General features: G+C 46.9%; 8 protein-coding genes. All 8 read right to left on the minus strand.

Annotated elements, in window-relative coordinates; genetic code table 11:
* Positions 1-56 precede the first annotated feature (56 nt).
* Positions 57-1,016, minus strand: a complete 960-nt coding sequence (trxB, locus tag IEW26_RS25600; protein ID WP_145405837.1) for a thioredoxin-disulfide reductase — start codon at positions 1,014-1,016, stop codon at positions 57-59.
* A 185-nt stretch (positions 1,017-1,201) separates the two neighbouring features.
* The gene (locus tag IEW26_RS25605) at positions 1,202-2,971 is read right to left on the minus strand and encodes a tetratricopeptide repeat protein (protein WP_188594431.1); all 1,770 of its coding nucleotides are present in this window, start codon (positions 2,969-2,971) and stop codon (positions 1,202-1,204) included.
* A 202-nt stretch (positions 2,972-3,173) separates the two neighbouring features.
* Positions 3,174-4,925 (minus strand): prenyltransferase/squalene oxidase repeat-containing protein, encoded by a 1,752-nt coding sequence (locus IEW26_RS25610; protein ID WP_188594432.1) that lies wholly within the window; start codon positions 4,923-4,925, stop codon positions 3,174-3,176.
* 114 nt (positions 4,926-5,039) lie between these two features.
* Positions 5,040-5,993, minus strand: coding sequence for a sugar phosphate isomerase/epimerase family protein (locus IEW26_RS25615; protein WP_188594433.1), 954 nt, complete (start codon positions 5,991-5,993; stop codon positions 5,040-5,042).
* 55 nt (positions 5,994-6,048) lie between these two features.
* The gene (locus tag IEW26_RS25620) at positions 6,049-6,921 is read right to left on the minus strand and encodes a carbohydrate ABC transporter permease (RefSeq protein WP_145335914.1); all 873 of its coding nucleotides are present in this window, start codon (positions 6,919-6,921) and stop codon (positions 6,049-6,051) included.
* 75 nt (positions 6,922-6,996) lie between these two features.
* On the minus strand, positions 6,997-7,893 hold the full coding sequence (locus tag IEW26_RS25625; RefSeq protein WP_145335912.1) for an ABC transporter permease: 897 nt from the start codon (positions 7,891-7,893) through the stop codon (positions 6,997-6,999).
* 103 nt (positions 7,894-7,996) lie between these two features.
* Entirely contained in the window at positions 7,997-9,583 is a 1,587-nt protein-coding gene (locus IEW26_RS25630) for an extracellular solute-binding protein (RefSeq protein WP_188594434.1), read from the minus strand.
* Between the two features lie 495 nt (positions 9,584-10,078).
* The gene (locus IEW26_RS25635; RefSeq protein ID WP_188594435.1) at positions 10,079-12,340 is read right to left on the minus strand and encodes a helix-turn-helix domain-containing protein; all 2,262 of its coding nucleotides are present in this window, start codon (positions 12,338-12,340) and stop codon (positions 10,079-10,081) included.
* Between the last annotated feature and the right edge of the window lie 27 nt (positions 12,341-12,367).

Below are 12,367 nucleotides of genomic sequence, written 5' to 3' on the forward strand. Positions count from 1 at the left end.
ACTTCCCGTCGTCCCTTATATCTAGCTTATGCCAAGCCAGAAGCCTGACATGCGTATTACTTATTCAGCGTTTCGCTCCAATCGTGAACGATGCTTCCCTCCAGGAACTTTTCACAGTCCATCGCTGCCATACATCCCGAGCCTGCGGCTGTAATGGCTTGGCGATATTTCGTATCCTGCACATCACCACAAGCAAATACACCTGGAATATTCGTCTCTGTCGTTCCTGGTTTCACAACAACGTAACCATGCTCATCCAGTGTGATTGCATTGCCAAGAAAGCCTGTATTCGGTGTGTGACCAATCGCAACGAATACGCCATCCGCTTCAATCAGCTCTTCCTGACCTGTTTCATTGTTGCGCACCTTCAACCCTTTTACGCCCATTGCTTCAGGTACAACCTCGAGCGGTGTACGGTTCAATGCCCATTTTACCTTCTCATTGCTCCGAGCACGGTCCTGCATAATCTTCGATGCACGAAGCTCATCCCGGCGGTGAACCAGTGTAACGTCTGTTGCAAAACGGGTCAGGAAGCTGGCTTCCTCCATCGCGGAGTCGCCGCCGCCGACCACAACAATTTTTTTACCACGGAAGAAAAATCCGTCACAGGTTGCGCAGGTACTAACTCCCCGTCCTACATTCTCCTGCTCTCCCGGAATGCCAAGATAACGTGCCGAAGCACCGGTGGAGATGATGATTGAGTCTGCCTCAAGCTCACCGATACCTCCAACGCTAACTTTGAAAGGCTGCTTGCTGAAGTCAACTTCCTCTACCCAGCCGTTCTTGAATTCCGCACCAAAACGCTCTGCCTGCTTGCGCATGTTGTCCATCAATTCCGGTCCCATGATGCCTTGCGGGAAACCAGGAAAGTTCTCTACTTCCGTTGTTGTTGTCAGTTGCCCACCTGGCTGAAGACCTTCAATTACCAGCGGATTCAGGTTTGCACGAGCGAGATATATTGCTGCTGTCAGCCCCGCAGGTCCGGTTCCGATCACAATCGTTCTGTATTTAGACATATAGATACAGCCTCCTTCATCAGGTTGAGAATGTGTTCTGCTCACGAATAACTTGCCAAGATGATATCCTACAGGCATTTTGAGGTCCACTCGTTAAGTTTACCCGTTTTCCAGGTCAATGTATCCTCCTCTTCAGGACAACGGCATTGGTCACGCAACCTTAAAACATACGACAACAGCAGATCCTAGGCGTTCGGCGGCGCAGCATTGCAGATTAGATTAATCTGTCTCGCATACTTGCTGACAGTAGATGCAGATATGCCGTAACGTTCCGCGATGCTCTGATACGTCACGGGTCTGCTGTTATTTTTGGAAGCCAGATATTCAAGGCCTGCTGCCCATCCTTCGATCTGCTTGGAGCTGGACAGCTCTGGATGAACTCTGGATACATAATCCGTCCACAACCGCTCCATCTCCTGCTGCACTTCTGCCTGAGCCTCAGACATCTGGAGCGCCCGATCAACTACGATCTGCCAGTGGGGTGAAGCTCCAGCACTGGATGATTTCGTTTTATACTCAATGTGGTCCATTGTACGATCAGATTTCAGCGGTTCACCGAAACTGGAATTGGACAAAAGTCTGGACACCTTAGCCTTGGCACTCTTGGCATCCTGTCCATCGTATTCAGCCGCTTGCAGTTCATTCAGAACGCCTTGTGCCGCCTTAACCAAAGCATGCTCTTCACCAGGCTCCTCAATGAATGATTGCAGGGCCTGCTGCACCTCATAATCACCGATCATGCCCAGCGCATGAATAACCTGCAGCTTGGTCGCTGCATCACCATGTCGCAGTGCCCAGAAGAACGAGGAACGAATCAGTGGATCATTCTTCATCTCCTCAGGAATGCCGCTGTTATAGTTCTCCCATTGCTTGAATTGCTCGTCAAAGGGAAGATGATAGTGATAGCTGAGCTTAATCGGTTCTTTTAAACCTTCGTGAACCTCTTCAAGACCCGCGAGATAGTAACGTGACACTTCCGATCCCGGATCAAGTTTGTTCACATGATGCCAGAGCCGCTCTGCGATATCATATCGCTCTGTATTATACGCCGCAACCGCGGCATAATGCGCAAGGGCCGGATCAGCAGCCGTTTCCTCGTATTTGAGCAATCGGCGGAAATGGGTATATGCTGCATCATGCTGGCCAAGGATGCCCATAGTTGTAGCGAGCTTGTACACTTGTTCGTGCTCAAAGGGCACGAGCACACGCAGTTTTTTGATCAACAGCAGCACTTGGTCCGTACGATTCTCGTTTTGATGGAAAATAGCCAGATTACAGAGCGCATGCAGATTGCCCGGTTCTTGTTCCAGCACTTCTGCAATCGTCTCCTTGGCTTTAGGAAACAGTCCCATATAATAATAGGCCAGCGCCAGATTATTGCGTGCAGCGAGATAATCCGGATATTCGGAGGACATGCCTTCAAGCAGCTCCGCTGCCTGAGCAAACTTCCCCTCCTCCAGCAATTCTCTTGCCTGATCATGCTCCACGACACCTTTAAGTGACTTGATGCGATTCAACTTCGCCGGGCGATCAAGCTCGTAATACAGAAGCTCCATCATCTCTTCGGCTTCGGTCATGAACTGGCCCTGCGGGTCTTCCTCCAGATAGGTCACAAGTGCCCGTTCAGCTTCCTCGAAACGATCCATATTTGCATAATTGTTCGCCATATAAAAATAACATTCCGTCATCGACGGGTCCACCACATCCAGCACATGTGCCAGAATGGTGTTGGAGGCCTCATAATCCCCCTTCTCGGATAAAATCCCTGCCATATTACAATGATTCACCGGATTGTCCGGCTCGTATTCAACAGCTTTGCGAAAATATTTCAATGCCTTGTCGACATGATTACGGTCCAGCGAGCGGACAGCTCTTTCAAAAAAGAAAGAAGCATCCAAATGAATCGGTATAATATTGGCAAGGTGACCCTCGGTCCGCACTAGCTTGCCCTTCATCTTGCAAGGCACCTCCTCTTTGCTTTCATTCATACTCTCCAGTATACCACATCTTCAGACCCTCTTCGCTATATGTAGTTTCATGTCGTTTATGAAAATAATACAAAATAAAGATGGCATCTCATCCACGGCTCATGAATGAAATGCCATCTTTCTAATATAGCTTGCACCAATCCCGTCATAGCTGCTAAAGGATTGTAATTTAACCTTTTTTAGCAAGTGAAGGAGACAGGGTGATCTGGATCGTTTTATCAAAAGGTGTCATGAAGTTCACCAGCACAACTTTGCATTTCTCTGGCATCTTAGCTTCGCGGACCGTTGCCGCAAGATGGCCCATTTCGCCACCATCCAGCTCCAGCCAGTCGTCTCCGCAGCTGTAGCGCAGCTTGCCGCTCTTCCATAGAACGCTGCCATCACTCGTTACAGTCCCATCCTCATAGCTGAGCTCTCCTTCATCACCAAATACAAAGGATAACTGCATCATGACATCCTGCGGCTCCTCACCGGTCAGATGAATCGTCCAGCCGTTCTCCGACTGCACGACCTCGGCGCCTACGCGGAAAGTTTGCTCATGCGTAAGTGCTCGGGTCTGATGAGGCAGCAAATACCACGGGCTGATCGGCGAAGCAGCCGAAGCAGGCAGATCGGCTGTCGGAACCGGGCCGTTATACCCCTTCTTCTGTTCTCCGGTCAGTTGATATCCTCGAGGCAGGCGGGTCATGTGCTGCATCGGTACGTATCCCGGGTTGAAATAAGAAGCCAGCTGCACTGCGAGCAGGCGAACCTTGCCGTGACGAAGTGCGAAGAATGGCGGTACCTCTGTCATCACCGTTACGCTGGTCTCCCCGTCTCGTATCCGGGCAACCGGAGCACCAAAATCCGTATGCATCCGGCTGTACGAGATGCGTCCATGATGCCCCGCATTCTCCATCTGGTTCACATAATTCTCCCGTGCAAAATGTTCATTCAGCATCACTTCATAATGATCTGGAAGCGCATCTGTTGTACCCTCTGTCTGTTGAAGCTCAGGCTCCAGCAGCAAGCGAACAAGAGCATTGACCGAGCATACGCCCGGGTCTGTCAGTGTACTGTCTGCCCATGCCGCCATGCCTGCAAAGATCGGATCTTCATCCAGCTTGGCCAAGATGGCGTATGGCAAATAATACGAAGACAAGTCATGAATGCTGCCCAGATCTTGGCGACCTGAGTAATCCGTCACAATCTCTCCCGCCGGGTGTACAAGATAAACCATCATCCGAAGGTTTCGACGTACCGGCTCCAACAGCTCAGGGCGATCCAACAAACGTGCTGCATGAATGAGCATAATATCACTCACCGCATTGTAGATTCCATTGCTGCGCTCCGTCCACTCCCCGTCCGGGGTAATATCAATGCCCTCTGCGAGCCATTGCTCTGCGCGCTGCACCGCTTCTTCTATTCCGAAAATTTCATGCAAAAAGCCGAGAGCCGCGCATAGAACCCAGCGATGGTTAGGTGTATGACAGCCTCCTGTAAGCATCGTTGGAATCGTGCGCTCCAGAAACAAACGCATGTTATCCAGCACAGGCTTGAGCGGAGCCCAATCCTGCTGACTCAGAAGCTGGTACAGCTGTGAATAACCTACGACCACAAACGCAGTGTCCGGCGGAGAGTGATAGTTGGTCCAGCCCGGTGATATGGAACCATCACTATGCTGCTTGCGCAGCACAAATTCAGTTGCCAGTCTCAAGCGCTCCAGCAGCGCTTCATCCCGATAATATTTGGAGTCAGGATTTGATAACGCCGCTCCCCAAAAACACATATCTGTTGGTGTTCCCGTTGTATGATTAACCCAAGCCACACCAGTAGAGGGATCAATCGTACCGCCGTAATAACGATTCTCCGGATCAAGCATCTGCCGGTCCATCCCTCGCTCTGCCGCTCTGTCATTGCTGTCTACCATTTGTCTGTACATCTGCTGTTTCCCTCCATTCAATACCTTCCATCCCCATGCTCCTGTGCAAAAGATAAGATCAGCCAGCTGTGCGCTCTAACAGCCCAAGCTAACCGATCTTATCGCTCTGCCTATCTATTCCTCTAATGCTGCAAGCTTTTGTACCAGCAGCTCATGACTTTCGTGAATGGCATCCGGCTCACAAGCTGCTTTAAGTTCATAGACCTTCACCTGTGCCTTGCGAATCATCGGAAGATACGCATCATAGAAGTGCATATCCTTACTATGAACATACGGACACCAGTGATCGGACAATCCCAACGTTTCATGAATATGGACACCAACGATGTCATCCATCAGACCCTGCATCTCGCCGACGCTGTCATAGAGCCCCAATCGATCCATCATAATGGCATGCCCCGTGTCGTACCAGATGCCAACCGGAGCACCTTTAAGAGCATGGATGATCGTCTTCGCTTCGGTAAGTGTAGGAATCTGTTGAGGCCGTGAGCGGGTTTCAATTCCAAAACGGACGCCCAGCCCTTTGGATACCGCCCGGTTGCAGACCTCATCGAGACTCACGATAATTTTCTCAATATAACCTGCACTTAGTGCCTTACGCCGCTCCATGAACTCTGCCCATTTGCTGCGATATTGCGGGGAATCCGTTCCTTCCTCCCTGTACAGCTTCTCCAGGTCCTTGCTGACATCATGAGGGAAAGGCACCTCACCCGGATGCACGACAACAGCTTCCCCGCCATAACGATGTGCATATTCAGCCGATCCGACCAGCAGATCAATCGCCCGCTTGCGCTTCACTTCATCCTCAAAGCCAAGCAGCACGGAATCCGTTCCATAATCAGGATCAGGATCATGAGGGAAGGTATTGTGTACACTGGACACCCCAATCTCCCCGCGCTCGATCATCGGCTCAATCGTTGTGAGCATTTCCTTCGTTACGTTATAGTTCAGCTCTACCCGGCGAAAGCCGAGCTCTGCTATCTCCCGAATCATGTCCTCACCTACAGGATGTCTCCTGATGTTCCAGCATGTCGAGAATGAGTATTCTCCCTTGTCTCTTCCCTGCATATATCATTCCTTCTCCTTCCCCGATTGTGATGTTTGCGTGTATGAGGACTACGAATTAACCTTTAACCGCTCCTTGCATTGCACCGCTGACAAAATACTTTTGCAACCATGGATATACGAGCAGAATCGGTACTGTTGCAAAAACAACCGTAGCAGCTTTGAGGCTCTCTGGTGTTAATCTTGTACGGTTTGCACCCTCCAGCAATGTGAGCTCACTTACCATGTTGTTCTGTACCATCTGATAAAGCTTCAGCTGCAGAGGATATAATTTCGGATCGTTAATGTACATCAGTGAATCCTGGAAGCCATTCCAGCGTCCAACCGCATAGAACAGAGCCAGTGTAGCAAGTACAGGCAAAGAAAGTGGCAAAATAATTTTAAAGAGTGTGTGCACATGAGAGCTTCCATCAATCTCGGCCGACTCTTCCAGGCTATCCGGTATTCCGCGGAAGAAGGAGATCAGGATAATCAAGTTAAATGGACTCACGAGCCCTGGAAGAATCAACGCCCATACAGAGTTCAGCAAATGAAGATCACGAATCAACAAATACTCAGGAATAATACCGCCACTGAAGAACATCGTAATGATAATGATATACATAAACAGCTTGCGGCCTTTTAATTTTTTCTTAGTCAATGGGTATGCTGCAGCAATAGTGAACAACATACAGAGTAACGTCGTGATAATCGTAAGGATCGTTGTAAACCCTAGCGAATAAATCATGGAGCTATCTGAAAATACTTGACCATATGCATCCCAGGTGAACTCTTTGGGGAAGATTGTTACTTCACCTGATGTAATGGCCCGGTTCGAACTCATGGATATGGCAATGGTGTGCAGAAACGGAGCAAGACAGAATATAACAAACAAAGTAATAAAGGTGACATTAACAATATCGAAAATACGGTTCGAGGTGCGGTCACTCATCTGCGCACAGCTCCTTTACTAATGGTCTATACGTACAATAAGCCTTTTGGCGCGCATTTCACTATTTTTCCGGGATTAGAGAATTCCTTCTCCCGTCGTTTTCTTCGAGATATAGTTGGAACCAAGGACAAAGATCAATCCGACAACCGCCTGGAATAAGCCGACAACCGTCGCAAGTGTATACTGCCCGGATTGTATACCCATTCTATATACGAAGGTACTAAGTACATCGGAATATTCACGAACAGCCGTATTACCAATAACGAAAGGCCGGTCAAAACCGATGCTGACCATATTTCCAAGATTAAGGATAAGCAAGGTTACTATGGTTGGTTTAATACTTGGCAGTGTAATATGCCAAATTCTCTTCAGCCGCGTTGCGCCATCAATTTCAGCTGCCTCGAACAATTCCTTGTTCACGCCGGTTAATGCAGCCAGATATAGAATGGTTCCCCACCCAGCACTTTGCCACACACCTGTAAACAGGTAGGTAACAAGCCATGGATTTTTTTCTGTCAAAAATGGAATGGAATTTAGGCCCATGCTCTCCAGTATTCCGTTTACCATACCGGATTGGTTGCCAAACAACTGGTATACAATCCCCCCGATGATAACCCAGGAGATAAAGTGAGGAATGTACAGAATGGTCTGTGAAATTTTCTTAAACCATTTGAATCGTACCTCATAGAGCATAATTGCCAGAATAATTGGAGCAGGGAATGAAACGATCAGATCAAGAAAATTCAGCATAAATGTGTTGCGTAATGTAGTGTAGAAATCCGGCATTGCAAATACCTCGCGAAAAGCATCAAAGCCAATCCACTCACTACCGTTAATCCCTTGGAACAAGTTGAAGTCTTTAAAAGCTATTTGCACACCATACATCGGTCCATAACGGAAAATGATAAAATAAATCAGAGGCAATGAAATTAACGCATACAGCTGCCAGTATCTCTTCAAGTATGTGGTCATGTCTCTCTCTCCTCCTCACAAACGAAGAAACGTTATGCCGCCGCCTGAGCGACGGCACAAGCCTCCTCGAAACACTTCAATTTACAGACATTTCATTTTCTGCTTATTGTTCAGCAGCTTCCAATTCTTTTTTCAGCTCAGATCCGCCCAAGGACATGTAGTCAGCCATTTCTTTTTCATATACGGCATCGAATTCTTCAGGTTTAGCCATTGCTGTTTTTACGATAATAACGTCCAACTTGTCTGTCAGTGCTGTGCTGTACTTCATTTCTGCCTGAATTGGCTTGCTGAAGACAATTGGTCCAACTGTATCTGTGTTTGCAACTTCAAGCGCTTTTTTCAAGATTTCCTGATTGGCAGGAGGGAATCCCATAATCCATGCTTTTTCATTCATTGCTTGATCGCCCAGGTTTTTACCGTTCGAGATAATCGCTGTATCACCTGCGTTGAACAAACGATCTTTTGCTTCTTGAGTAGCGTCTGCTTTAGCAACCGGAATGCCGTCTACCAGATCATAGTTCTCGCCTTCCACACCATCATAAATAGCAGTGAGGTTTTTATCGGATGCCATCCAATCCAGATATTTAATCGCTTCTGCTGCACGTTCGCTGCTCTTCGGAATCATGATGTACATACCATTCGATCCATAACGGGACTTGATATGTTTTCCATCAGCATTCGCATTGGTGTATGCATCCACCGGAGCCAGGTTGCTGTCCGGTTTGTTTGTTTTCAACAGATCATACGATCCATCTGGCCAGAAAATAGAGTCAACATCTTCAGAGAAGAAACCGGTATTTCCATTGGCAATGTCTTTGTTTAATTGAGTTTTATCCTTATCCAAGCTGAAATCCTTACTGATCAGGCCTTCGTTGTACAGCTTGTTCAGGAACTGCATGGATTCTTTGAATCCTTCATGCAGAGGCAATTCATAGCGTTGAGCATATGTTTTATCCCCAGCAATTGGCTTGATGAAAGAGTAGATCAGCGGCTCATAGGAAGCTGGTGCAAGCGCAAAGCCCATAGGAATGTTTTGACTTCCCACCTGGCCAGGATCTTTTTCTTTAAATGCTTTCAAGGTGTTATACAACTCATCTGTTGTTTGAGGTGCTGGCATTCCCAGCTTATCTAACCAGTCTTGACGAATGAAGGAGCTGTACCGAGCTGTAATCGCACGTTTACCCGGAATAGCGAACTGCTGTCCCTCTACTTGACCAAACTTTAATGTATCTTCGCCCAAAAACTTTTTCAGATTCGGTCCATACTGATTAATCAGATCACCTACATCTGTCAAACCACCTTGTTGTGCATAGCGGTAAAACACGCTGGAGTCATAAACGAAGACAATGTCCGGAACGTCTGAGGCACTGGCCATCAGGACATTCAGCTTGGTTACTTCCTCAGAACGTTGAACAGGTACGAATTGTACGTCAATGTTGTTTGGATCACCAAAGTTCTTTTGAATCATTTGAGAGATAAAGTTGTTTGAAATCGTGTACTGAGAAGGTGTTTTACCACGGTCGAAAAGCTCCACCTTTAATGTAACGCGTTTTCCATCACCAGCCGCTCCGCCTTCTGCTGATTTGGTGTCTGAAGATCCGCACCCCGCAAGTAGTGAGACACCCATTACTGCTGTAAGTGCCAAACCCATCAACTTCTTTAGACTCCCTTTTCTTGTCATTCTGTTCATCCCCTTTGGCTTTACGTGAATGTTTTAAAGCTTGCCCTGAGTATTCCATACTATTGTGATCCCAGACAACTGACTAAATTCGGGTATATCAGTAAAAGAGTTTCGGTTTGCCTTATATGCTTATTTTCGCAGACTGCCAAAATACCCGAAACCCTTATGGTATAAGGCTTCAACCGTGTCCCCCCCTTCTCTTTGTGTAAGGTATAGATAAACCATTTTCCCACACTGACTAAATTCGCAAATAACATGCCGATGTAATGATGGAACATCTTCTGACACAGTGATGAAAGTATCATGTATATTACAATATTTTTCAAGCGCTTTCATTTTGAAGGTTTAAAATAAACAAAATAAGGTGAATCGTTGCATGTGAACTCTCCGTACATACTGGAGACTCATTGCAATAATTCACCTTGATTTTAGACATCATCACTTCAATTATGTGCGAAAAACTGACACATTCACTTGATTTTGATTCATGAATTTTGCCCCTGGTCACTCATCGGCTGCCTTTGGGTCTTTCTTCATCCGACGGTAATCCCCAGGTGTAATGCCCGTGACTCTTTTGAATACACGTCCAAGTGTAATGCCGTTCGCGTAACCAACCTTCAAAGCGATATCTTGTAATGAATAGTCTGTATTAAGCAGCAGCTTCTCCGTTTCTTTCATTCTCAATTCAGTCACAAAGTCAACAAACTTCATATTAAACTCGGTTTTAAACAGATAGCTGGCATGTTTGCCTGATATCTGAAACCGATCACTTAGATGCTTCAGAGACAGATCCGGATTGGTGAACTGCTCCTCGATATAATTTTTCATCTCGTTAACCATGGCCTTGTAGCTCTTTGTTTCAGTAACAGCGACGTACGTTCGGAACAAGTCGGTCAGACTGTCAAACAGCAGTACCTTCACCTCTTCTAACGATTCCGCCTCTTCCATAGCAACCAGCCAATTGTTGATGTTGTCCTCGGACAGTTCTCTCTGTAGACCTTCTGACATCATGGAGACTTCCCGACTGAGCATCTGCAGCATGGCCTGAATCAGGGAACGAATTTCATCATCCGGCAGTTTATTACGCTCGAATTCATTAAAGATATCCTCAAGCTGCTCTCTCCACTGTCCACTCGACATTCTGAACCGTTTAACAAAGTCTGCAATCATCTGCAAATACGTATAGGTTTCCAGCAGCGGATGCTGCATTTCACTTGTCTCTGCTTCACCTACATCACCATTCATCAGCAGCTTCCGCTGCATCACCGCTTCTGCAGCTGTAAACGATTGATGGATCGCCCCAATCCCTTCGGCAACAGGTCCAATGCCAAAGCTGAGGGAAATACGAAGATTCTGCTCTACCCAGGATTTGCATTCCTCAGCAACAATCCGGATCTGCTTGGATAGATCCTGTCCCTGCTGGTCGTCTTCCTTCGAAAAGAATAAAATGGCAATCCGATCAGCGCTGATCCATTCTGTCCAGCATTGCACTTCCGTATCTCTGGACAGCTCCTGCAGTACATTCATCAGAGCGAATTTCAGCGTATTTTGCTCTCCTCTGGTGAATTTCTCCTGAAAGCCCTTCTCGTAGCGGTTAATATCCCCTACAACTACGATAAAACGAGAGGCTTCATGAGCCCCATCAAATGGAGATACCTCGTATAGCTGCCCGGCAGCATTGTCCACATGCTCACCGTGCAGCAAAGCACTAAACAGCTTACTCCGCTGCATAAGTACATTTTCGCGGCTCTTTTTATCATAATCCATCATATGATTGATCAGATTTTCAAGCACCCCATCAATCATCTTCATCTCGTCCATACGTGCTCCAGATTGTTCAAACGCGCGAATCTGCTGGGATTCAATCCGATTCATAATAATCTGAATCGGCTTATAGTTCCGCCGGGTCACATACACGATATAGATAATTGCACCGATCACCGTCAATACAGCAATGAACACCCAGACATACGATACCACAGAAACCCAGCCGAACAAATTACCTGCTTTGATGCCGCTGGTAATCGTCCATCCCAATCGCTCTAGAGGCAGCTCGTTTAACTTGGTACCATCCATTGCAGCTTCCTTATCGGAATGTGCATTATAGATGACCCTGCCCTCCTGATCGGTAATCGTCAGGAAAGAGAGCTTTCCATTCACCATACTGTCCACGCTCTGCTTGATGCTGCTCATCTTGATATTGATGACCAATGCACCCTCCGAGCCAAAAGGCAGTGGCATTTCTTTGTTGACGGTCAACACTTGTACTGGTGTTCTTTGCACATCGTCCCATTCAATCTCCCGAACAGGCTGCCATCCTTGACCTATATTACCTTTTACAATCTGACTGATCCATTCTTTGTCTCCGAAGCTTTCCACTTCTCTTGAACCACTCACCGTTATCACGCGCTCATGTTGCTTGTCATAGAGGTATATGGACTGAATCCATGAAGAAGAGTTAATCATCTCACGTAAATTTTGTGCAATGGTATATACCGTATCCGAATTGTTTGGATTATTGTCGTTAAAATAACGCCTGTACGCTGGCTCATATTGCACTTTTTCTGTAACAGCCAGTTCTATGTCCCGAATTGTATGATCCAGCGTTGTCGCAAGATAACTGGAGGATATTCGGTCAGCCTTCCGGGTTTCTTCTTTGGAAACATCATTAATGAAGACAAAGGCACTAAAAATAATTATGGTCATCGTAAAGAAAAATATAGGGAAATATGAAAAGAGCAATCGATAGTACCAAGTGCGCGACAATAGACCCCACTCCTCACTCCACGATGC

The organism is Paenibacillus silvae (assembly GCF_014639235.1).
In the GTDB taxonomy this organism is placed as follows: Bacteria; Bacillota; Bacilli; order Paenibacillales; family Paenibacillaceae; genus Paenibacillus; species Paenibacillus silvae.